The following is a 22,182-nucleotide window of genomic DNA, read 5'->3' as shown; positions in this document are numbered from 1 at the left end:
CTGAGTTAGCCAGTCTTCGCCAAATTCAATCCTGGGATTATGGGTCCCGGCCTGCGCCGGGACGACAGCTGAAATTGGAGCGCGCGCTCAGGCCAAACCCAGCCCCTCACCCGAACTTCACCCCGATCCGCTTTTCCTTGCGCCAGACCACGGTGCACGACAGATGCGTTCCGTCAGCCTGGATGAACAGGGTGAAGTGTTCGGGGATGCCGACCGGGCTGGTGACGTCGAGGGCTGCGCCGGTATCCGAGAAATTGCGAACGGTGCAGTCGATCGCGCCGCCGCCGAACTCGATCGTTCCGGCCTTCAGCACGCGATGTCTGGCCTTGTTGCGTCGCTCGTCCATGGGACGAATTTACACTCAAAGTTGAATCAGACGTTAAGCCCCCGCTCCCCCCCGCGACAAATTTTGTCGCCTCGCGCGGCCGCATCAGGCAACCGGCCCGACGCCTCACAGCGCCGGCTCGAACGTCTCCGCCCGCGCCATCCGCCAGGCGTCGCGGAAGCGCGGGTCCTCGGTGCCTTCGAGCAGTTCACCCGGACGCAGCGCCGGATAAAGCTGGGCGAAGGATTGCACCTGGGTCGTCGACGTCCGCTGGCTGAAGTGGATCGGGCGCAGCTGCTGGGGATGTTCGAGGCCGGCCGCGGCGATCAGCTCGGTCAGCGAGTGCAGCGTGGCGAGATGATAATTGTGCACGCGGTCGATCTTGAGCGGCACGTAGAGCGCACGCGCACGCGTCGGGTCCTGCGTCGCGACCCCGGTCGGGCAGCGGTCGGTATGGCAGCTCAGCGACTGGATGCAGCCGAGCGAGAACATGAAGCCGCGCGCCGAATTGCACCAGTCGGCGCCGATCGCCATCGCCCGCGCCATGTCGAAGGCGGTGGCGATCTTGCCGGACGCGCCGAGCTTGATGCGGTCGCGCGCGTTGATGCCGATCAGCGCATTGTGGACGAAATTGACGCCCTCGCGCATCGGCATGCCCAGATGATCCATGAACTCCAGCGGGGCTGCGCCGGTGCCGCCTTCGTTGCCGTCGACGACGATGAAATCCGGATAGATGCCGGTCTGAAGCATCGCCTTGCAGATCGCCAGAAATTCCCAGGGGTGACCGATGCACAGCTTGAAGCCGGCCGGCTTGCCGCCGGAGAGACGGCGCATCTCCGCGACGAACTGCATCATGCCAACAGGCGTCGAGAAGGCGCGGTGCGAGGCCGGGGAGATGCAGTCCTCACCCATGGCAACGCCGCGGATCTTCGAGATCTCCTCCGAGACCTTTGCGGCCGGCAGCACGCCGCCATGTCCGGGCTTGGCGCCCTGGCTGATCTTGAGCTCGACCATCTTGATCTGGTCTTCGCCGGCGACGCGCGCGAACGCCTCGGGGTCGAAACTGCCGTCGAGATGGCGGCAGCCGAAATAACCCGAGCCGATCTCCCAGATGATGTCGCCGCCCATCTCGCGGTGATAGGGGCTGAAGCCGCCCTCGCCGGTGTCATGGGCGAAGCCGCCCTTCTTCGCGCCGGCATTGAGCGCCCGCACCGCGTTCGGGCTGAGTGCGCCGAAGCTCATCGCCGAGATGTTGAACACCGAGGCCGAGTAAGGCTTCTTGCAGTCGGGTCCGCCGATGGTGATGCGAAACTTCTCCTCGGCATGCGTCTTCGGCGACACCGAGTGATGCATCCATTCGTAGCCCTCGCGGTAGACGTCCTCCTGGGTGCCGAACGGACGCTTGTCGAGCTGCATCTTGGCGCGCTGATAGACCACCGCACGGATGTCGCGCGAGAACGGCATGCCGTCCTTCTCGCTCTCGAAGAAATACTGCCGCATCTCCGGGCGGATCTCTTCGAGCAGGAAACGGATGTGCGCCGAGATCGGGTAGTTGCGCAGCACCGCGTGGCTCTTCTGGAGCAGGTCGCGGACGCCGAGCAGCGTCAGGGCACCGAAGATCAGGATCGGGATCAGCAGGATGTCGAAGATCTTGCGGTCGGCGATGCCGATGCCGATCAGCAGCGCGGTGACGACCGCGCAGATCGTCAACACGATGAAGCGCGGCGAGAATGGAATCAGCAGGGTCTCCATGATCCCCTCGTCCGCCAGCGCCAGGCGCTTGGGCGATGCGGGATTGGGCGATGCGAGTTTGGGCGATTCCTGCGTCTTGTCGTCGTCGGCCACGATTCCGATCCTCTCGCCAGCTTGAGGCGGTACGATACGCCTGCGCCTGTCATACGGATATGACGCGGCCCTTGTTTCAGGCTAGCGAATTCCGCCGAGGGAAATCAATCCGCCGAGAGGACGGGCTGCTGCAGTGCAACAGAGGAGCAGGAACGGGGGCGGGTAGCCGGGCAACGGTGCTTTACCCACCGCCGTCGTCCTGGCGAAGGCCGCCGAAGGCCAGGACCCATGACCCCAAAACGGGGTTGCGCGAAGACTGACAACGACCAGCCTTCGCCAAACTTGACTCGGTGGTTATGGGTCCTGGCTCCCGTGCGCAATTGCGCACCAGGCCAGGACGACACCGAGACAACGAGCGGCGCTCAGCGCTCGACGAACGCCTTCTCGATCACGAAATGACCGGGCCTGTTGCCGCTTCCCTCGACGAAGTCGCGGCCTTCGAACATCACCTTCAGCTCTTCCAGCATCGCCGGGCTGCCGCACATCATGACGCGGTCGGTTGCGATGTCGAGCGGGCCCTGGCCGATGTCGTTGAAGATCTGCTCGGAGTTGATGAGGTCGGTGATGCGGCCGCGATTCCTGAACGGTTCGCGGGTCACGGTCGGATAATAGACGAGCTTGTCCGCGAGCAGTTCGCCGAACAGCTCGTCCTCGCGCAGATTGGCGACGAGCTTCTCGCCATAGGCGAGCTCGGAGACCTGGCGGCAGCCATGCACCAGCACGATGGTCTCGAACTGCTCGTAGACCTCGGGGTCCTTGATCAGGCTCGCGAACGGCGCAAGGCCCGTTCCGGTCGAGAGCAGCATCAGCCGCTTGCCGGGAATGAGGTTGTCGGTGATCAGCGTGCCGGTCGCCTTGCGGCCGACCAGGATGGTGTCGCCTTCCTTGATCTTCTGGAGGCGCGACGTCAGCGGACCGTCCTGAACCTTGATCGAGAAGAACTCGAGCTCTTCCTCGTGGTTGGCGCTCGCCATGCTGTAGGCGCGCAGCAGCGGACGGCCGTCGACCTCGAGGCCGATCATGGCGAACTGGCCGTTCTGGAAGCGGAAGCCGGTATCGCGCGTGGCGCGGAAGCTGAACAGCGTGTCGGTCCAGTGCTGGACGGAAAGAACCTTCTCTCGGTAAAACGCGCTCATGATTTTCGATATTCCGAATAATTGCGGTTTTAGGGCAAAAGCGTTGCCCGGCCCCTGAAAGCGGGGCGGACACCATTGCCATGGCGGAGGATTTCGCGTGAGTGATCTACGCCATTGAGACCAATAATCAACCTCGTTTCGGATGCAATTGATGCCGATCAAACCGGCATTTGCGGCGGAATTGGCCGCAGCATTAACGGATCTGCTGTCCTGACTGCATCGAGGGCAATTTCTTTTCCCCGAGGGGCTCAATCGCAGCACTTAATTTCCGTCGCGCTCGCGAGAATTTCATTAAGAATAGCTCTGATTTTCACCCCGGTCTGGCGCCGATTCCCGCATTTTTGCGGCTTTTGGCGACAGGAACGATCGAGACACATGGCCAGCAGCGAACGCATCTTCGTCCAGGCGATCAGGCGCTATTGCGCCCGGCATGGCATTGCCGTGGATGTCCGTTCGGGCGGCTGGCTGATCGCGATGCGCCGGGGCGAGGCGCGCCGCTTCGCGTTCGGCTACGACATCGGCCTCAACAGCGCGATCGCGCATCGCCTCGCCAACGACAAATCGGCGACCGCCGAGGCGCTGACGCTTCAAGGCGTGCCCTGCATTCCCCATCATCTCTTCCTCAATCCGAAGCTGGGTGCGCAAATCGTCGGCCCTGCCTGGCGTGACGCGATGCTGGCCCTGCTCGCGCAGAATCCGCAAGGCGTAGTCGTGAAGCCGAACGAGGGCACCTCGGGGCGCGCGGTGTTCAAGGTGACGATGGAGGCGGAGCTCGACCACGCGGCTGCCGAGGTCTTTTCGATGAGCGCAGGGCTCGTGATCTCGCCCTACCTCGCGATCGAGGACGAGGTCCGCGTGATCCTGCTCGATGATGTGCCTCTCGTCGTCTACAGCAAGCAGCGCGGCTCGGATTGGCGGCACAATCTCGATGCCGGTGCAAAGCCGGTGCTGCTGGAGGACGGCGAGGCCCGCGCGGCCTGCGTGACGCTCGCGATCGATGCCGCGAGCGCCATCGGCATCGCCTTTGCCTCGATCGACGTGGTCCGCGTGGGCGGCACCTGGCGTGTGCTCGAGATCAATTCCGGCGTGATGATGGAGACGCTCGGGAAGCTCTATCCGGAGCTGGTGCAGGCGACGTATGATGCGGCGCTGGACCGGGTGTTTGGGGAGAGCGACAAGGAATAATAGCCACGGCACAGGTACCCACCCTCCCCTGGAGGGCAGGCAATCGCTGATGGCGTGCACGGTGTGGCGGCATCGGCAGTGAGCTCCCTCCCCCGCCTGCGGGGAGGGTTGGGGAGAGGGCTGTCTCCGCAATGGGATTGTCGAGAGTTGCGGAGGGAATCCCCAAGTGGTGAGAGCCCTCACCCGCCGCGCTCTGCGAGCGCGTCAGCCTCTCCCGCAAGCAAGCGGGCGAGGCGGAGCAAGCCCGCGATCCCCGTTAAATCCATATGCGATTGCCCTACCCTGGAGGGGGAGGGTCGGCTCGCAACGCGTCAGCGATGAGAGACGGGGTGGGGTGACAGTCTCTCCACCGAAACAGTGCCCGTGTGGAGAGATCACCCCACCCCGCTCGCGCTTCGCGCGATCGACCCTCCCCCTCCAGGGGAGGGTAAGAGTCAATTGTTCGCGCTCGCCGAATCGTCCATCGCCTTGAACGCTTCTTCCAGTTGCAGCGAGATCGGCACGTTGAGCCGTTCGCCGGTCGGAAGCCTGGCGGTGAACCATTTGTTGTAGAGCGGGACAAGGTCGCGGTTGGAGCCGAGCTTGCGGAAGGTGCGTTCGACCACGGCCGACAATTGCGGCTCGCCCTTGCGGAACATGATGCCGTAGGGGTCGTAGGACAGATAGTCGCCGGTGACGCGGTACTTGTCCTGCGCCTTGTGGCGCGCGATCAGGCCGAAGAGCAGGATGTCGTCGGTCGCGAACGCGTCCGCCTTGCCGTCGACCAGCAACTGGTACGACTGCTCGTGATCGGCACCAACAGCGATGTTCAGCCCCAACGCGAACTTCTTGTCCGCCGCCTGGATCGCCTGCTCGTTGGTGGTGCCTTTCGTCACCACGATGGTCTTGCCCTTCAGGTCAGTCAGCGACTGGACGCTCGAGGCCTTCGGCACCATCAGCTTGGTGCCGGCGACGAACATCAGCGGCGAAAAGGCGACGCGCTTGCCGCGCTCGGCATTGGCCGTGGTCGAGCCGCATTCCAGATCGATCTTGTTCTGAAGCACGGCGTCGATGCGGTCGTCCGAGGTGACCTTGACGTAGTCGATCTTCAGATTGGGATCGTCGACCTCGACGCCGATCTCCTCGACGACGGCCTCGCACAGCTCGAGGCTGTAGCCGATCGGCCGGCCCGACTGGTCGAGGAAGGAAAACGGCGGCGAGCTCTCGCGATAGCCGAGCCGCACGACATGCGCCTTCTTGATCGCCGACAGCGTCGGGCTGAGCCCTTCACCGCCGGTCTGGGCGGACGCCGTGGTCGCAAGCAACGATGCCGCGAGCCACAGGGCGCCGCCGATCACTGACTTCGTCAGTGTCTGGCCCATGATGTGCTCCTAACCATGGCCGGCCATGGCGGGCACTTCTCCCGGCACCATGTCGTCAGGCACGGCCTCGCCGGGTCCAAGCTCGTGCTCGGATCCGAGCTCGCCTTCCCACTTCGCCACGACCGAGGTCGCCAGCGTGTTGCCGATCACGTTGGTGGCGCTGCGGCCCATGTCGAGGAAGGTGTCGATGCCCATGATCATCAGGAGGCCCGCCTCGGGAATGTTGAACTGCGCCAGCGTCGAGGCAATCACGACGAGGGAGGCGCGCGGCACGCCGGCGACGCCCTTCGAGGTGATCATCAGCGTCGCCAGCATCGCCAGCTGCGTGCCGAGCGGCATGTCGATGTGATAGCTCTGCGCGATGAAGACGGCCGCGAAGGTGCAGTACATCATCGTGCCGTCGAGATTGAAGGAATAGCCGAGCGGCAGCACGAAGCTCGAGATGCGCGACGAGGCGCCGAAGCGGTTGAGCGCCTCCAGCGTCTTCGGATAGGCCGCCTCCGAGCTCGCGGTCGAGAACGCGATCATCAGCGGCTCGCGGACCAGCTTCAGCAGATGGCTGTAGCGCGGCCCGATCACGATGAAGCCGACGATTACCAGGATGGTCCACAGCAGCGCCAGCGAGAGGTAGAAGCCGCCCATGAAGACGACGAGCTTCCAGAGCACCAGCAGGCCGTTCTTGGCCACCGTTGCGGTGATGGCGGCCCACACCGCGAGCGGCGCGAACAGCATCACGTAGCTCGTGACCTTCAACATGATGTGGCCGATGTCGTCGATCAGCGCCAGGATCGGCTTGGAGCGCTCGGGCATCGCGCCCATCGCCACCGAGAAGAACACGGCGAAGATCACGATCTGGAGGATCTCGTTCTGCGCCATCGCGTCCGCGATCGAGGTCGGGATCAGATGGGTCAGGAATTTCTCGATCGAGAAGGCCGAGACCGGCAAGCCGGTCGACTGGCCTGCCGCAGGCAGCGTGCCGGGGAAATTGGCGCCGGGCTGAAGCAGATTGACCATGACCAGGCCGAGCAGCAGCGACACGAAGGAGGCGCTGATGAACCAACCCATGGTCTTGGCGAAGATGCGGCCGAGCTTGGAGCCCGAGCCCATATGGGCGATGCCGCCGACCAGGGTCGCAAACACCAGCGGCGCAATGATCATCTTGATCAGGCGCAAGAACATCATGGCGATCAGGTTGATCGACGAGGCCCAGTCGGCGCGCGTATCGGGCAGAAAGTTGTAGATCGCCGAGCCCATGACGATGCCCAGCACCATCGCGCCCAAGATGTATTGCGTAAACCTGTTCGACATCGCTTACCCCCACGTACACCGGCGCTTCATGATGTCGCAGATATGACGAGTGTGCAACACGCTTGGCGAGTCGCCCGCGTTGGCCGGATGTTCCCGTTGTGAAACTGCCCCTCGCCATCTAGCCTTCATGCAGCGCACAACGAATGCGGCTTGCACGTTTTCTTTGCGGCGGCTGCATCAATAATCGTCAAACAAACGAAGAGGGAAACGCCATGAGCGGCAACATCAATCGCCAGATTCTTCTGGTGGAAAAGCCCAGCGGCAAGCTCGGCCCCGAACATTTCAAGATGATCGATGGCGCGATGCCGGAGCCGAAGGACGGCGAGGCCCTGCTGCGCGTCCGCTACATCTCGCTCGACGCGGCCAACCGCGCCTGGATGCACGGCGCGACCTATCGTTCGGCCGTGGAGGCGAACAGCGTGATGGCCGGCGGAGCGATTGCCGAGGTCGTCAGCTCGAAGGCGCCGGAGTTGGCGGCCGGCGACATCGTGTTCGGCGACACCGGCTGGCAGGAGTTCGCCGCGGTGCCGACAAGGCATCTCACCAAGATGCCGAAGCTCGAGCCGATGACGCATCTGCTCAGTGTGTTCGGCATTGCCGGCCTCACCGCCTATTTCGGCTTGCTGGAGGTCGGCAAGCCGAAAGAGGGTGAGACCGTCGTGGTCTCGGCAGCGGCCGGCTCGGTCGGCTCGATCGTCGGGCAGATCGCCAAGCTCAGGGGATGTCGCGTGATCGGCATCGCCGGCGGCGCCGACAAGTGCAACTGGCTGACCTCCGAGCTCGGCTTCGATGCCGCCGTCGACTACAAGGACGGCGCGGTGTTCAAGGCCCTGCGCGCGGCCGCGCCCAAAGGCATCGACGTCTATTTCGACAATGTCGGCGGCGACATTCTGGAAGCCTGCCTGCCGCAGATGAACAATTACGGCCGCATCGCATGCTGCGGCGCAATCTCGCAATATGACGGCGCGCCTGCCGCGCACGGCCCGCGCGGCGTGCCCGGCCTGATCGTGGTGAAGCGGCTGGTCATGCAGGGCTTCATCGTGATGGACTACATGAAGGACAGCCAGCGCGCGCTCGCCGACCTCCAGGCCTGGGTCAAGTCCGGCAAGCTGAAGGTGCAGGAGGACATCATCGACGGCCTCGCCAGCACGCCGAAAGCGCTGATCGGATTGCTTGCCGGCGAGAACCGCGGAAAGCGCATGGTCAAGCTCTGAGGACGCATTGTCCGGGCATGATCTCCGCGCAACCGCGTTCCGCGCTTGTCGCGAGGGAAGACCGCTGCGCTTTGCGCTAACGCGGCCCCTCGGGTCCGGATCATGATCGAGCTGCGTCGCAATCGCGTCGGCATAATCTACTTGCGGTAGAAGCCAAAGCGGCCAAAGATATACCGCGCGCGAGGCATCACGCGCGACGATTGCGCTTGTATCATTTTAAATAAAGCAACCGCGTTACCGACAGGGCAGGATTCACTCAAATGTTCAACACGTTGAAACATGCATCAACGCGCGCGGCGTTGCTGGCGGCCGCATTCTTCGCAACTGCAACAGGCGCCTTCGCGCAGGCGCCGACCGACGCGCAGAAGAGCGCGATCCGGTCCGCTTGCCGCTCGGACTTCATGGCGCACTGCTCGAGCGTCACGCCCGGCGGCGTGGAAGCCTATCAATGCCTGGCGAAGAACATGTCCAGCCTGTCGTCGGGATGCCAGACCGCGGTTCGCGCGGTCGAGCCGGCCGCGGCGCCAAAGACCGAAGCCGCTCCCGCCGCACCGAAGAGCGAAGCTGCGCCCAAAGCTGCGGAGCCGGCGCCGAAGGCTGAATCGGCTCCCGCTGAAAAGCCCGCGGCCGCGCCGGCGCCCAAGGCCGCTGCCGCCAAGCAGCCGAGCAGCGCGCAGGTTGCTGCGGTCAAGAGCGCGTGCCGCGCCGATTATCCCAAGGTCTGCGCCAGCGTGCCGCCGGGCGGCGCGCCCGCGCTCGAATGCCTGGAGAAGAACAGGGCCAAGGTTTCCCCCGCCTGCGAGAAGGCACTGAGCGTCGCGGCGGGCGGCGGCGCGGCAACAACGGCAGCGCCTGCGGGTGCAGCTCCCGCGGCGGCGGCAGCACCGGCGGCCGCACCTGCCGTGATCGTTCTGCGCCCGTTGCGGCCGCGCGAAGAGCTGTTCATCGTCCGATCCGCTTGCGGCGCCGACATCCGCACGCTGTGCGCCGGCGTGGCACCCGGTGGCGGCCGCATCGTGCAGTGCATCGCCGGCAATGCCGCCTCGCTGTCGCCGGCGTGCAAGGACGTGCTCGCCCCGTTTGCGGCACGGTAGTACGGGCACGAAGGCCCGCAACGACAGGCGGTGCGCGTAAGGAACATTTCGTACGCCGGCAACTCCAATCGCGAACCTTGACCGACAATCGATTTCGATCACGACAAGACCGGGAGGACAACATGCGTTCATTGCTGCTCGTTGCTTCTGCGCTGCTCGCCTTCGGGGCGACCATGACCTTCGAGGCCTCCGACGCCAATGCGGTGGTCTGCGCTCGCGGCGTCTATCGCGCCGGCTGCGCCGGGCCGAACGCGGCCGTCGTGGTCCGCAAGCCGGTTCCGGCGGTCCGCTGTACCAGGGTGCTGGTGAACGGGGTCTACGTGAAGCGTTGCGTCTGACCCCCGGGTGGCCAAGCCAGCGCGGTTTGGCTATGATTCGCGCCTGACGGTTTTCGGACACGCGCAAAACGTGTGACCGGAAGCGGGTTTCGGCGTGCCATGCCCAGCCAATAATTCCGCTGGCGCCGGACGCCGGAGCACATTAGTCTACCCCTAGATAGTAAGTATACTGTCAATTAGGGAGGCAGACGTTGCGGATCGCCGTGATTGGCGGGGGGCCCGGCGGGCTCTACTTCGCCTATCTCTGGAAGAAGCGTCACCCCGAGGATCAAGTCGACCTGTTCGAACAGAACCCGGCCGACGCGACCTGGGGCTTTGGCGTGGTATTTTCCGACCAGGCCCTGGAATTCCTGCGCACCGACGACCCCGAGACGGTCGACGCGATCGCCCCCCATATGGAGAGCTGGGAGAACATCACGCTGAACCTTCATGGCGACAGCGTCGCCATCGACGGGGTCGGCTTCTCCTCGATCGGGCGGCTCGAGCTCTTGCAGTTCCTTCAGCAGCGCGCGCTCGATGTCGGCGTCACGCCGCGCTTCGACACGCAGATTCACGGAATCGACCAGCTCGGCGGCCACGACCTGATCGTCGCCGCCGACGGCCTGAACTCGCTGGTGCGTCGCGCCTTCGAGGGCGATTTCGGCACCTCGCTGTCCTACTCTTCCAACAAATTCGTCTGGTACGGCACCTCGAAGCGCTTCGACACGCTGTCGCAGACCTTCGTGAAGACCGACCGCGGCGCCTTCAACGCCCATCACTATCGCTATTCGCCGACCATGAGCACCTTCCTGGTCGAATGCGACCACGCGACGTGGCAGGCCTATGGCTTCGCCTACAAGGACGCCGAGCAGTCCAAGGGCGTCTGCGAGGAGGTGTTTGCCGACACGCTCGGCGGGCATTGCCTCGTCTCCAACAAATCGGTCTGGCGCAATTTTCCGTGGGTCTGGAACGAGCACTGGTCGTTCAAGAATATGGTGCTGATGGGCGACGCCCTGCACTCGGCGCATTTCTCGATCGGCTCGGGCACCCGGCTGGCGATCGAGGACGCCATCGCGCTGGTCAAGGCGCTGGAATCGGACGCGCATCTGTCGACCGCATTGCATCGCTATCAGGCTGCGCGAAAACCGGTGGTGCAGAAGCTCGTCAACGCCGCGCGGACCAGCGCCTTCTGGTACGAGCACTTTGCCCAGCACATGCAGCTCGATCTGATGGATTTCGCCTACAGCTACATCACGCGCTCCGGCCGCATCGATGATTCCCGCCTGCGCCATATGTCGCCAGCTTTCATGGCGCGCTACGAGGCCGCCAAGAACGGCGGGAACGTGAACGGCGGGGATGCGGCATGAGCAACGAGATTCGCGACCAGGTGCCCGCGGACAGCCCGGGCGCGCGCGAGATCGGCTTTGCCGTTCCCGACATCTACAACGCCAGCCGCGTGCTGTTCGACAATCTCGGCAAGGGGCGCGGCGACAAGCTCGCGCTCATTGGTCCGGCGGGCACGCGCAGCTATGCCGAGCTCTGCGCGGAAGCCTGCCGCTGGGGCAACGGTTTTGCCTCGCTCGGCCTGAAGCGCGGCGACCGCGTGCTGCTGTTCCTCGACGACACGCCGACCTACCCGGCCGCCTTCTTCGGCGCGGTGCGTGCCGGTTTCGTGCCGCTGCTGATCAACACGCTGACGCCGCCGGATCTCCTGCAATTCTATCTCGCCGATTCCGGCGCGACCGTTGCCGTCGCCGAGGCCGAGTTCTGCGCGCGCTTCAATGTGGAGGCCTGCAAGGACACGAGCCTGCATGCGCTGATCGTCGTCAACGGCGTGGTCGGCGATCACGCGGCACCAACGGCGGTGCCAGCGGCAAGCTGGCTCGCCCAATTCCCGGCCGAGCTGGTGGAAGCGGACACACATCGCAACGAGATGGCGTTCTGGATGTACTCCTCCGGCTCGACCGGCCGGCCCAAGGGCATCGTGCATCTCCAGCACGACATGGCCTATAGCGAGATGGCCTTTGCGCAGAACGTGCTGAAGCTGACGCCCGACGACATCTGCTTCTCGGTGCCGAAGATCTTCTTCGCTTACGGGTTCGGCAACTCCGTCACCTTCCCGTTTTCGGTCGGCGCGGCGACGCTGCTGCTGCCGGGGCAGCCGAAGCCGGCCACGATCTTCGCCGCGATCGAGCAGTACGGCCCGACGGTCTTCTTCGGCCTGCCGACGCTCTACACCTCGCTGACCAAGGCCGAGGGCGCGCAGCAGACGAACTTCTCGTCGCTGCGCATGGCGCTCTCCGCAGCCGAGGTGCTCTCGGCCGAGGTCTTCAACGGCTGGAAGACGCTGACGGGGCTCGAAATCGTCGAAGGCCTCGGCTCGACCGAGGTGCTGCACATCTATCTCTCCAACCGCCCCGAACGGAAGAAGCTCGGCGCCGCGGGCCTGCGCGTACCCGGCTACGAGGTCGCGCTGCGCGACAAGGACGGTCGCGAGGTCGGCGACGACGAGGAAGGCATCCTCTGGGTGCGCGGCGATTCCAACACGCCGCTGTACTGGAATCGGCCGGACAAATCCGCCGAGACCATCCGCGAGGGCGGCTGGATCTACACCGGCGACCGCTTCGTGCGCGATGCCGACGGTTTCCACTTCTTCCGCGGCCGCGCCGACGATCTCATCAAGATCTCAGGCCAATGGGTCTATCCGCTCGAGGTCGAGCTGTGCCTTGCCGATCACCCCGACATCCGCGAATGCGCGGTGTTCGCCGCCGAGCTGCCCGACCGTCGCATGACGCTGAAGGCCGTGGTGGTGATGAACAGCCGTGCCGACGACCAGAGCGAGGCAACGCGGCGGCTGCAGGATTACGTGAAGGGCAAGCTGCTGCCGTACAAATATCCGCGCGAGGTGATCTTCATCGACGAGTTGCCGAAGACGGGCACGGGGAAGATCGACCGGCAGGCGTTGCTCAGGATGTGAGAAGGCGCTGCCACACATTCAGCAATCGTAGGGTGGGCAAAGCGACTTGTCCGCCGTAACTCGAAGAGCGAAGGCGGAAGCGTGCCCACGGCTTTTGGTCCATCGAGAGAGATGGTGGGCACGGCGCAAGGGCGCCTTTGCCCACCCTTCGAGATTTCTCAGGATGTGAGGACGACAGAGCCGCCACACTCTCGGTGTCGTCCCGGCGCAGGCCGGGACCCATACGCCGCAGCCGCAGTTGTTGCGCGAGATGGTCATTGCCTGTCTTCGCCAAACCAAATTCGGTGATTATGGGTCCCGGCCTGCGCCGGGACGACGGCGGAGTTTTTAGCTGCCATCGAGGCAAATCGCCCCCTCACCCCGCCTTCCCCAGATGCTCCAGCGCGTCCTCGGCCCGCAGCGGCACGCGCGAGACTTCGTTGTTGAGATCGACGAGCTGCACCAGCAGCCCCATCAGCGCCTTGCGGTCGGCCGGTTTCAGCGGCTCCAGCATGCGCGCCTGGGCGCGCTCGACGGCGGGGATGATCTCGCGCAGGATCGCGGCACCTGATTTCGTCAGATAGAGCAGCTTGATCCGCTTGTCCTCGGGTGCGGGCTTGCGCTCGACATAGTCCTTGGCCTGAAGCCGTTCGATCACGCTGCCGAGCGTGGAGCGGTCGAACGCGATCACCGCCGACAGCCGCGTCGCATCGATGCCGGGATGGGTGTGGATCGCGATCAGCGCCCCATACTGCACCGGCGTCAGGTCGAACGCCTTGCACTCCTCCATGAAGATCGAGACCGCGATCTGCTGCATGCGCCGGAACAGATAGCCCGGCGCGGCATAGACCGCGTCCATCGTGATCGGAGGAGCAGGCTTACTCGGCATCGGGCTGCTTCTCCGGTGCCGCATTGGCGAAGGCCGGCAACGCCTTCGCGGCGGCCTCCGCCGTCAGCAGGCGCGGATAGGCGGCGACATCGACGCCGAACCGGCGTGCATTGGCGAGCTGCGGCACGAGGCAGAGATCGGCCAGCGTCGGCGCATCGCCGAAGCAGAACGGCCCCTTCTCGTCCTTGATCAGCGTTTCGCAGGCCGACAGTCCCTCGCGGTTGACCCAGGCGGCCCAGTCCTGGACCTTCTCTTCCGCAAGGCCGAGCTCGCGCAGGCGCGCCAGCACCTTCAGGTTCTGCACCGGATGGGTGTCGCAGGCGATCGCCAGCGCAAACGCCCGCACCTTGGCGCGGCGCAGCGGATCGTTCGGCAGCAGCGGCGGATTGGGGTGGGTTTCGTCGAGCCATTCGATGATCGCGACCGATTGGGTCAGCACCGCACCGCCATCGTTCTCCAGCGCCGGCACCAGCCCTTGCGGATTGATGGCGAGATAGGCGGGCGCGCATTGCTCGCCCTTGCGAAGATGATGCGGCAGGTGCTCGGCGCCGAGGCCCTTCAGATTCAGCGCGATCCGCACCCGGTAGGCGGCGCTGGAGCGGAAATAGCCGTGCAGCTTCATCAAAACCTCCCTCTCGGTTTCTTGCTCGTCCAGGACCTTCTACGTTGACGCTACAAAGATTGTCAGTATGCTGTCAATCTCAACGAGACCCACAGGAGGCGCGCCATGGAAGCCGTGACCAAGACGCCGGAACGCGAGGCGTTCTACAGGAAGATCGACGGCGAAAATCTCACCGCGCTGTGGACGGTGATGGGCGATCTGATCACGCCGGAGCCGAAGAGCGCCTGCCGGCCGCATCTCTGGAAATTCGAAATCATCCGCGACTACATGACCGAAGCCGGCAAGCTGATCACCGCCAAGGAAGCCGAGCGGCGCGTGCTGGTGCTGGAGAATCCGGGCCTGCGCGGCCAGTCCAAGATCACGACCTCGCTCTATGCCGGCGTCCAGATGGTGGTGCCCGGCGACGTCGCGCCCGCGCACCGCCACAGCCAGTCGGCGCTGCGCTTCGTGCTCGAAGGCAAGGGCGCCCACACCGCTGTCGACGGCGAGCGCACCGCGATGGAGCCCGGTGATTTCATCATCACGCCGTCGATGACCTGGCACGATCACTCCAACGAGACCGACGAGCCGATGTTCTGGCTCGACGGGCTCGACATCCCGCTGGTGCAGTTCTTCGACTGCTCCTTCGCGGAGGGCTCGAAAGAGGATCAGCAGAGGATCACCAAGCCGGCCGGCGACAGCTTTGCGCGCTATGGCCACAATCTCTTGCCGGTCGACGTGAAGCGGAGCTCGAAGACCTCGCCGATCTTCAGCTATCCCTATGCCCACACGCGTGAGGCGCTGGAAAAGGCGAAGACGCGCCAGGAATGGGACGCCTGCCACGGACTGAAGCTGAAGTTCAGCAACCCCGAGACCGGCGACTTCGCGATGCCGACCATCGGCACCTTCATCCAGCTCTTGCCCAAGGGCTTCAAGACCGCGCGTTATCGATCAACCGACGCGACGGTGTTCTGTCCGATCGAGGGTAAGGGACGCAGCCGGATCGGCGATGCCGTGTTCGAATGGGGCCCCCGCGACCTGTTCGTGGTGCCGAGCTGGCAGTGGGTGACGCACGAAGCCGAGGACGACGCCGTGCTGTTCAGCTTCTCGGACCGCCCGGTGCAGCAGAAGCTGGATCTGTTTCGCGAGGATCGCGGGAACGCGTGAGGCGGGGCTCTATCCTCCGTCATGGCCGGGCTTGACCCGGCCATCCACGTGCCGCCGCGCCTGAGGAAAGGCGTGGATGCCCGGGACAAGCCCGGGCATGACGACCTGGATTGTGGAGCGCACCTACCTCCACATCGTCATTGCGAGCGCAGCGAAGCAATCCAGAGTCTTTCCACGGAGGCAGTCTGGATTGCTTCGCTGCGCTCGCAATGACGGAGTATGCCTACCGCCAGTGCAGCAGTCTGATCTCCAGCAGATTGATCACCTTCCCCACCGCCAATCCAAACACCGACAAAATCACCACGCCCGCGAGCAGCTGATCGGTCTGCATCAGATTGCCGGCCTGGAGCACGAACGCGCCGATGCCGTATTGCGCGCCGATCATCTCGGCACTGACGACGAGCAACAGCGCCACCGAGGCCGTAATGCGGAAGCCGGCGAGGATTGCGGGCAGCGCGCCGGGCCAGATCACCTTGCGGACGATGGTCGCGAACGGAACGTTGAAGCTCTGCGCCATGCGGATGAGGTTGCGCGGCACCGCATCGACGCCGCTATAGACCGAGATCGCGGTCGAGAAGAACACGCCGAGCGCAATGGTCGCGATCTTCGGCTCCTCGCCGATGCCGAGCCAGAGGATCAACAGCGGCAGCAGCGCGATCTTCGGAATCGGAAACAGCGCCGAGATGAAGGTGATTCCGACGCTGCGCGCGAGCCGCGACAGGCCGATGGCGAAGCCGACCGCGACGCCGGCCGCCGTTCCCAAGAGCCAGCCGACGCCGATGCGCAGCAGCGAAGCCGACAGATGCTGCCAGAGCGCCCCGGAGACGGCGAGCTGGTAGATCGCGCGCACGATCGCCAACGGCGCCGGCAGGAACAGCGGGTTGACGAGACCGGCGCTGCCGGCCGCTTGCCAGAGCGCGATGACGAGGGCGAGCGCGATCCAGCCGCCGAACCGGCTCGACGCAGGCACGAAGCCGGCGCCGCGAAAGCGGACGCGCCGCGTCGTCTCGTCCTTCGCAGGCATCTCCGTCGCTGCGCGATCAAGCATGCTGGACCTCGCGCTCGGCATCGATCGCCTCGTGGCGAATCAGCGACCAGATCTGATTCTGCAGCGCCAGCAGTTTTTCGCGCGCTTCAGCCTCCCCGCGCGCCGCGCGCGTCATAGGCACGGTCACGACCTCGCGGATGCGGCCGGGCCTGCGCGACAGCACAACGATGCGGTCGGCGAGCCGCGCCGCCTCTTCGAGATTATGGGTGACGTAAACCGCGCCCATGCCGCCATCGGCGAGCAGGCGAACGAAATCCTCCATCAGCAATTCGCGGGTCTGCGAATCCAGCGCCGACAGCGGCTCGTCCATCAACAGGATGGCGGGCCTGACCGCCAGCGCGCGCGAAATGCCGACGCGCTGGCGCATGCCGCCGGAAAGCTGTTTCGGATAGGCTGTACGGAAATCAGTCAGCGTCGTGCGGCGCAAGGCGTCCTCGACCAGCGCGCGTCGCTGCACGGCCGAAAGCTGGGTGTGCAGCAGCGGGAATTCGACATTCTCCTCCACCGTCGCCCAGGGCAGCAGCGCAAAGTCCTGGAATACGAAGGTCAGCGGATTGAGGCTGTCCGCCGGCGGCGAGCCCCGGAGCTCGGGCGCGCCGGAGGTCGGCTGCAACAGTCCGCCGAGGATCGACAGCAGCGTGCTCTTGCCGCAGCCGGAAGGCCCCACGATCGCCACCACCTCACCGGCGCCGACGGTGAAGGAGACATCGTCGAGCACGGCGAGATCGCCGAAGCGGTGGGTGATGTGGCTGGCGATCAGGTCCATCTCACGGCCTCAGTGTCGTCCCGGCGAAGGCCGGGACCCATAACCACCGAACTGAATTTGGCGAAGACAGGCAATGACCGCTTTGCGCCACGGCTCCCACTCGGCGTATGGGTCCCGGCCTTCGCCGGGACGACACTGGAGGCCTGGCAACAGCGGCGGCCGCACCGCATTCGGGCCGTGCGCCCTTCGAGGCCTGCCTTGCGGCAAGCCGCAAGACAGGCACCTCGGGGTGACGGGGATGGACTAGGGCGCGCAACATCAATCCGCCTTCACAAAATCCTTAGCGATGATCGCCTCCGCGTCAAAACCCTTGTCGGCAAAACCCTGCTCCTGCAGCCATTTGATCTGGTTGTCGACGTTCTTCACATCCAGCTTGCCGTCGGGATCGATATAGGCGCAATTGCCGACCACCTGCTCGACCGGCAGGTTGGTATACTTGGCGATGATCTCCAGGAGCGGTTTCGTCTTGTCGTTGATCGGCGCCACGCCGTCCTTCATCGCGGCGAGGATGACATCGTGATATTCTCGGTCGGCCTTCGCGAGCACGCCGAGAAATTTCGTCACCAGCGCCTTGTTGGTCAGCGTCTTCGGCGCGGCGAACACTGCGCCCAGCTGCCAGGGCGTCTCGTCGCCGACCCAGCCGAGGAATTTCGCGCCGCCCTCGTCCATCAGTTTTCGCGCAGTGGAAATCGGCAGCAGTGCCGCATCGACGGTTTCGCCCTTGAGCGCGGCCGCCGCATTCGAGAGCGATTGCAGCGGCACGATCTTCACGTCGGCGAGCTTGAAGCCGTATTTGTCGGCGAGCAGGCCGAGCGAATAGTGGAAGGAGGAGCCGACCTGCGTGACGGCGACGCGCTTGCCCGCGAGATCCTTTGGCGTCTTCAGGCCGGCGGCATAGGCGTTGTTGCTGGCGAAATAGCCGATCAGGGGATAGCCGGCCTTCTCGCGGCTCATGCCGCCGATCACCTTCAGCACGCCCTTGCCGGCGAGATTGTAGAGGCCCGCGGTGAAGGCGGTGACGCCGAAATCGACATCGCCCGAGGTGGTGGCGACCGCGATCGGCTGCGCCGCATCGAAGAATTTCAGCTCGACGTCGAGGCCGGCCTCGCGGAAATAGCCCTTGTCCTGAGCGATGAAGACGGGCGCGGAGGAGGACAGGCGGAGCACGCCGATCTTGGCCTTCACCGCATCCTCGGCCCGGGCCGTGCCCATCGCCAAGGTCGCAACCAAGCCCGCAAGTGCGAGCCGCGCAATCCCCATCATCCCGTTTCCTCCAGTGCTTCTCTTGGTCGTTCTTGCAATCCGTTACAGGCCCTCCGGAACGGGCTGGTCCCGCCCGATGAAGGCGCCCTGTTGTTTCAACGTTTCCTGCAACTTTTCAATGGGGATTTCGCGGGGGATCCGGTTTCCGGAGAGCGCCAGCGCGGCGGCGGAACCGGCGGCCTCGCCCATCACGAAGCAGGCACCGGAGACGCGCGCCGCCGACTGGCCCTCATGGGTCATGGAGGCGCAGCGGCCGGCGACCAGCAGATTGTCGACGCCTTCGGGCACCAGCATCCGGTAGGGCAGCTCGTTATAGCCGCGCGATTCCGGGATCGGCGGAAATGTGAAGACGACATCGCCGGGAACATGAGCCTCGATCGGCCAGCCGTTGACGCCGATGGAGTCCTCGAACGAGGCGCAGCCGAGCACGTCCTCGCCGCTGAGCTGGTAGCCGCCCGTGATGCGGCGGGTCTCGCGGATGCCGAGCTGCGGCGGCAGATCGACGATGTAGGATTTTTCAAAGCCGGGCACGGTGCGCAGGAATTCGAACGCCGCGAGCGCCTGCTTGCGGCCCTCGATCTCGCCGCGGGTGAGATCGTCAGGCTCGATGCCGTTGATGGCGTGGCCGTCCGCGCGCGCGACCTGGGTGAAATTCACCCGCCATTCGATGCCGGACTTCTGCGGCCGCACGATGGCGCTCTTGCGCGGGAATGTGTGGGTGCCGGCGGCAAGCGCCTTCTCCATCAATTGCGGGATGGTGCGCCAGGCCTCACCCGCCCGCTCGGGGTCGATGTTGTTCAGGCGCAACATCATCGACGGATACATGGGATGGCCGTGTTCGTCGCCGAACTCGAACGGCGCGCCCGCCCAAACGGCAAGATCGCCGTCGCCGGAACAATCGATAAAAATCTCCGAGCGCACCGCCTGCCGGCCGGCCTTGGTCTCGACCATCAGCGCGTCGATGCGGCGGTTATCGCCCATCACGACGCCGGCGCCGAGCGCGTGGAAGAGAATGTTGACCTTGTGGCTTGCAAGGAGTTGGTCGGCCGCGATCTTGTAGGCCGCGGTGTCGTAGGCCTGGGCGAAGACCTTGCCGAGGATCAGATGCGGGGTGTTGAGGCCGTTGAGCAGATCGATCCGCGCCAGGAGCTCGGACGCCATGCCCTGCACCAGCCGGTGGGCTTGCCCGTAAACATTGCCGTGGAGGCCGCAGAAATTGGTGACGCCGGCAGCGGTGCCCATGCCGCCGAGGAAGCCGTAACGCTCGATCAGCAGCGTCTTCCGTCCCGCCCGCGCAGCTGAGGCCGCCGCGATAATGCCGGCCGGGCCGCCGCCGAGCACGACGACTTCATATTCGCCATAGAGCGGCACCTGGCGTGCTGGTTCTTCGATCGTCGTGGCCCGCATGGCGCGTCCTGTCCCTGAAAATCCTTTGCTTGAGCCCGACTATGAATTAACGCGGACCGGGCTACAATCCGCCAAAATGGGCGATCAGCTTTCTCGAATCGCGAAAGATCGAAATGGACATCCTGGTCAACCTTCAGGCGTTCCTCGCGACCGCCGACGCGGCCGGCTTCTCCGCCGCCGCGCGAAAACTCGGCGTCTCGACCTCGGTGGTGGCCAAGCGCGTCACGCAACTGGAGGCGCGGATCGGCACGCCGCTGTTTCACCGCTCGACGCGGCAATTGCGCCTGACCGAGGCCGGCCAGCGCTACGTGCATCGCACGCGCGGCGTCGTGACCGACGCCACCGACCTGCTGTCGCGCATGGGCGAGAAGGGCCACGATCTCGTCGATCACCTCCGCATCAAGGCCCCGACCTCGCTCACCGTGGCGCGGCTCGCGGATGCCTTCACCGCCTTCCAGACGCAGAACCCGCGGCTCAAGCTCGATATCGTGCTGGTCGATCGTCCGGTCGACCCCGTCACCGAAGGCTTTGACATCGCCATCGGCGCCTTCCCGCATTCCTTTGGCGGCGTCGTCGACGAGCCCTTGTGCACGCTGAAGCGGCTGCTCTGCGCCTCGCCTGCCTATTTGAAGAAGCACGGCACACCAAAACATCCGCGCGATCTCGTCGATCATCGCTGCCTCAGCTTTCTGCCGACGGGACCGGAGTGGATTTTCGACGGGCCGCGCGGCCGCATCAGCATCCAGGTCAGTCCGCTGCTGTCCTGCAACGAGGGCCATGTGCTGGTGCGCAGCGCGATCGCCGGCAACGGCATCGCGCTGATCTCGCATTATCTCGTCGCGGATGCCTTGCGCGACGGCACACTCAAGCCGGTGCTGCGCGACTTTCCGATTCCGGAATTGTGGGTGAAGGCCGCGATTCCGGAGAGGCGGAGGAACGCAGCCGCGGTGCAGGCGCTGCTCACTTTGCTCAAAACGTCACTCGCGTCGTCGCTATGAGCCGCGTCGCACGGTCGTCGCAAGATCGCAGTTGCTCTCGACTGGCGGACCTGAGAGAAGGGCCACCAAATTTCGCCGTCATCGCCCGCGAAGGCGGGCGATCCAGTATTCCAGAGGCGTCAAACATATACGGAGAAGCCGCAGCGTACTGGGTCGCCCGGTCAAGCCGGGCGACGACAAGCAACATGGCTCAAGAAATGGATTCGATGCCCGTGAAATTCGCTCTCGCCACCCTGATCGTTCTCGCGATCTCCGCCACTTCCGCCGCAGCGGTGGAGCAGAACTGCCGCTTCATCCAGGCCAAGCCCGATCGCGAGGCCTGCTACAAGCGGCAGGAGGACGAGCTCGCGGCGAAGCGCAAGCCCGCCTCGCCGGCGAGCGAGAGCAAAACGCTCGAAACGCTGCGGCAGATGCGGCAAGACGACGACGCCGTCTATCGCAGCATCAACAACATCTGCCGCGGCTGCTGAGCGACGAACGCTCAGCCTTTCCCGCCGCCCCAATTCCCCGCCCGCTTCTCGGCGAACGAGGCCAGCCCTTCTGCCGCTTCCGCGCTCTGGCGCTTGAGCGAATGCAGCTGGACGAGCCGCGTATAGGCCGCATCGTCCACCGCCATCCCGCCGAACGAGCTCTCCAGCGCGAGGCGCTTGGTCTCGGCCATCGCCTCCGGCCCGTTGGCGAGCAGTTGCTCGACCACCTTGCTGCCTGCGGCCTCCAGTTCGGCGAGCGGTACGACTTCGTGGACGAGGCCGATGCGGCGGGCGTCCTCGGCGCCAAAACGCTCGCCGGTCAGCGCGTAACGGCGGACTTGCCGGACGCCAATGGCATCGCAGAGCTGCGGGATGATGATCGCCGCCGTCAGGCCCCAGCGCACCTCCGTGATCGAGAACAGGGCGTTGTCCGCGGCGATCACGACATCGCAGCCCGAGATCACGCCGGTGCCACCACCGAAGCAACCGCCCTGCACCAGCGCCACCGTCGGGATCGGCAAGGTGTTGAGCCGCTGCACGGCTTCGAAGGTCGCCCGGGACGCCGCCTCATTCGCCTCGGCCGATTGCGGCCGCACGCCGTTGATCCATTTGAGGTCGGCGCCGGCCTGGAAATGCTTGCCATTGCCCTTGAGCACGACGACGCGCAGGTTCGGCTTCCTAGCCAGATCGTCCATGGCGGCAAGGACGCCCGCGATCAGCGCGCCGTCATAGGCATTGTTGACCTCCGGCCGGTTCAACGTGACGGTCGCAACCCCACGCGTATCGAGGGTCCACAGGACGGGGCTGGCAGTCATCGGCGATCCTCCGGTCG

The 22,182-nt window shown here is 64.9% G+C and carries 21 protein-coding genes; 9 read left to right on the top strand and 12 right to left on the bottom strand.

Annotated elements, in window-relative coordinates; translation table 11 throughout:
* Window positions 1-106 precede the first annotated feature (106 nt).
* The 3 genes from AC1RUR_RS30330 to AC1RUR_RS30320 form a co-directional block, all read right to left on the bottom strand.
* Window positions 107-346: a PilZ domain-containing protein gene (locus AC1RUR_RS30330; protein ID WP_492850880.1), complete on the bottom strand. Its 240-nt coding sequence runs from the start codon at window positions 344-346 to the stop codon at window positions 107-109.
* Between the two features lie 105 nt (window positions 347-451).
* Window positions 452-2,170, bottom strand: a complete 1,719-nt coding sequence (locus tag AC1RUR_RS30325) for an FMN-binding glutamate synthase family protein (RefSeq protein WP_492850878.1) — start codon at window positions 2,168-2,170, stop codon at window positions 452-454.
* 362 nt (window positions 2,171-2,532) lie between these two features.
* The gene (locus AC1RUR_RS30320; protein WP_492850876.1) at window positions 2,533-3,306 is read right to left on the bottom strand and encodes a ferredoxin--NADP reductase; all 774 of its coding nucleotides are present in this window, start codon (window positions 3,304-3,306) and stop codon (window positions 2,533-2,535) included.
* A 375-nt stretch (window positions 3,307-3,681) separates the two neighbouring features.
* Here AC1RUR_RS30320 and AC1RUR_RS30315 point away from each other — a divergent pair, with 375 nt between their 5' ends.
* Entirely contained in the window at window positions 3,682-4,491 is an 810-nt protein-coding gene (locus AC1RUR_RS30315; RefSeq protein WP_492850874.1) for an ATP-grasp domain-containing protein, read from the top strand.
* Between the two features lie 434 nt (window positions 4,492-4,925).
* Here AC1RUR_RS30315 and AC1RUR_RS30310 read toward each other — a convergent pair whose 3' ends face one another.
* Window positions 4,926-5,852: an amino acid ABC transporter substrate-binding protein gene (locus tag AC1RUR_RS30310; protein ID WP_492850872.1), complete on the bottom strand. Its 927-nt coding sequence runs from the start codon at window positions 5,850-5,852 to the stop codon at window positions 4,926-4,928.
* 9 nt (window positions 5,853-5,861) lie between these two features.
* Window positions 5,862-7,160 carry a dicarboxylate/amino acid:cation symporter gene (locus AC1RUR_RS30305; protein ID WP_492850870.1) on the bottom strand — a complete coding sequence of 433 codons (1,299 nt, stop codon included), beginning with the start codon at window positions 7,158-7,160 and terminating at the stop codon, window positions 5,862-5,864.
* A 212-nt stretch (window positions 7,161-7,372) separates the two neighbouring features.
* On the opposite strand from AC1RUR_RS30305, the gene AC1RUR_RS30300 reads away from it, so the two are divergent.
* From AC1RUR_RS30300 to AC1RUR_RS30280, 5 genes are all read left to right on the top strand, one after another.
* Entirely contained in the window at window positions 7,373-8,374 is a 1,002-nt protein-coding gene (locus AC1RUR_RS30300) for an NADP-dependent oxidoreductase (RefSeq protein WP_492850868.1), read from the top strand.
* 260 nt (window positions 8,375-8,634) lie between these two features.
* Window positions 8,635-9,468, top strand: a complete 834-nt coding sequence (locus tag AC1RUR_RS30295) for a hypothetical protein (protein WP_492850866.1) — start codon at window positions 8,635-8,637, stop codon at window positions 9,466-9,468.
* Window positions 9,469-9,590: 122 nt separating this feature from the next.
* Window positions 9,591-9,806 carry a hypothetical protein gene (locus AC1RUR_RS30290; RefSeq protein WP_492850864.1) on the top strand — a complete coding sequence of 72 codons (216 nt, stop codon included), beginning with the start codon at window positions 9,591-9,593 and terminating at the stop codon, window positions 9,804-9,806.
* Window positions 9,807-9,997: 191 nt separating this feature from the next.
* A complete protein-coding gene (locus AC1RUR_RS30285; protein WP_492850862.1) occupies window positions 9,998-11,152 on the top strand; it encodes an FAD-dependent monooxygenase in 1,155 nt (384 codons plus the stop codon).
* A complete protein-coding gene (locus AC1RUR_RS30280; RefSeq protein WP_492850860.1) occupies window positions 11,149-12,762 on the top strand; it encodes a benzoate-CoA ligase family protein in 1,614 nt (537 codons plus the stop codon). The genes AC1RUR_RS30285 and AC1RUR_RS30280 overlap by 4 nt, the downstream gene beginning before the upstream one ends.
* Before the next feature lie 355 nt (window positions 12,763-13,117).
* Here AC1RUR_RS30280 and AC1RUR_RS30275 read toward each other — a convergent pair whose 3' ends face one another.
* Both AC1RUR_RS30275 and maiA read right to left on the bottom strand, forming a co-directional pair.
* Window positions 13,118-13,630, bottom strand: a complete 513-nt coding sequence (locus AC1RUR_RS30275) for a MarR family winged helix-turn-helix transcriptional regulator (RefSeq protein ID WP_492850858.1) — start codon at window positions 13,628-13,630, stop codon at window positions 13,118-13,120.
* Window positions 13,620-14,252 carry a maleylacetoacetate isomerase gene (gene maiA / locus AC1RUR_RS30270; RefSeq protein WP_492850856.1) on the bottom strand — a complete coding sequence of 211 codons (633 nt, stop codon included), beginning with the start codon at window positions 14,250-14,252 and terminating at the stop codon, window positions 13,620-13,622. The genes AC1RUR_RS30275 and maiA overlap by 11 nt, the downstream gene beginning before the upstream one ends.
* 105 nt (window positions 14,253-14,357) lie before the next feature.
* Here maiA and gtdA point away from each other — a divergent pair, with 105 nt between their 5' ends.
* The gene (gtdA, locus tag AC1RUR_RS30265; RefSeq protein ID WP_492850854.1) at window positions 14,358-15,398 is read left to right on the top strand and encodes a gentisate 1,2-dioxygenase; all 1,041 of its coding nucleotides are present in this window, start codon (window positions 14,358-14,360) and stop codon (window positions 15,396-15,398) included.
* Window positions 15,399-15,621: 223 nt separating this feature from the next.
* Here gtdA and AC1RUR_RS30260 read toward each other — a convergent pair whose 3' ends face one another.
* The 4 genes from AC1RUR_RS30260 to AC1RUR_RS30245 all read right to left on the bottom strand — a co-directional run bounded on the left by AC1RUR_RS30260 (window position 15,622) and on the right by AC1RUR_RS30245 (window position 19,882).
* Complete coding sequence (locus AC1RUR_RS30260) at window positions 15,622-16,446, bottom strand: ABC transporter permease (protein WP_492850852.1); 825 nt, start codon at window positions 16,444-16,446, stop codon at window positions 15,622-15,624.
* The gene (locus AC1RUR_RS30255) at window positions 16,439-17,212 is read right to left on the bottom strand and encodes an ABC transporter ATP-binding protein (RefSeq protein WP_492850850.1); all 774 of its coding nucleotides are present in this window, start codon (window positions 17,210-17,212) and stop codon (window positions 16,439-16,441) included. Before AC1RUR_RS30255 ends, AC1RUR_RS30260 begins: the two co-directional genes overlap by 8 nt.
* Window positions 17,213-17,470: 258 nt before the next feature.
* Window positions 17,471-18,475, bottom strand: a complete 1,005-nt coding sequence (locus tag AC1RUR_RS30250) for an ABC transporter substrate-binding protein (protein WP_492850848.1) — start codon at window positions 18,473-18,475, stop codon at window positions 17,471-17,473.
* A 42-nt stretch (window positions 18,476-18,517) separates the two neighbouring features.
* Window positions 18,518-19,882, bottom strand: coding sequence for an FAD-dependent oxidoreductase (locus AC1RUR_RS30245; protein WP_492850846.1), 1,365 nt, complete (start codon window positions 19,880-19,882; stop codon window positions 18,518-18,520).
* A 113-nt stretch (window positions 19,883-19,995) separates the two neighbouring features.
* On the opposite strand from AC1RUR_RS30245, the gene AC1RUR_RS30240 reads away from it, so the two are divergent.
* Together AC1RUR_RS30240 and AC1RUR_RS30235 are read left to right on the top strand one after the other, a co-directional pair.
* On the top strand, window positions 19,996-20,880 hold the full coding sequence (locus tag AC1RUR_RS30240) for a LysR family transcriptional regulator (RefSeq protein WP_492850844.1): 885 nt from the start codon (window positions 19,996-19,998) through the stop codon (window positions 20,878-20,880).
* Window positions 20,881-21,086: 206 nt separating this feature from the next.
* The gene (locus tag AC1RUR_RS30235) at window positions 21,087-21,350 is read left to right on the top strand and encodes a hypothetical protein (protein ID WP_492850842.1); all 264 of its coding nucleotides are present in this window, start codon (window positions 21,087-21,089) and stop codon (window positions 21,348-21,350) included.
* Window positions 21,351-21,361: 11 nt separating this feature from the next.
* Here AC1RUR_RS30235 and AC1RUR_RS30230 read toward each other — a convergent pair whose 3' ends face one another.
* On the bottom strand, window positions 21,362-22,165 hold the full coding sequence (locus tag AC1RUR_RS30230) for an enoyl-CoA hydratase-related protein (RefSeq protein ID WP_492850840.1): 804 nt from the start codon (window positions 22,163-22,165) through the stop codon (window positions 21,362-21,364).
* Window positions 22,166-22,182 lie beyond the last annotated feature (17 nt).

The sequence above is a fragment of the Bradyrhizobium sp. GW821-FHT12B03 genome, assembly GCF_058807535.1.
Note: the sequence above shows the minus strand (reverse complement) of the source record. Positions and strands in the feature narration are given on the sequence as shown.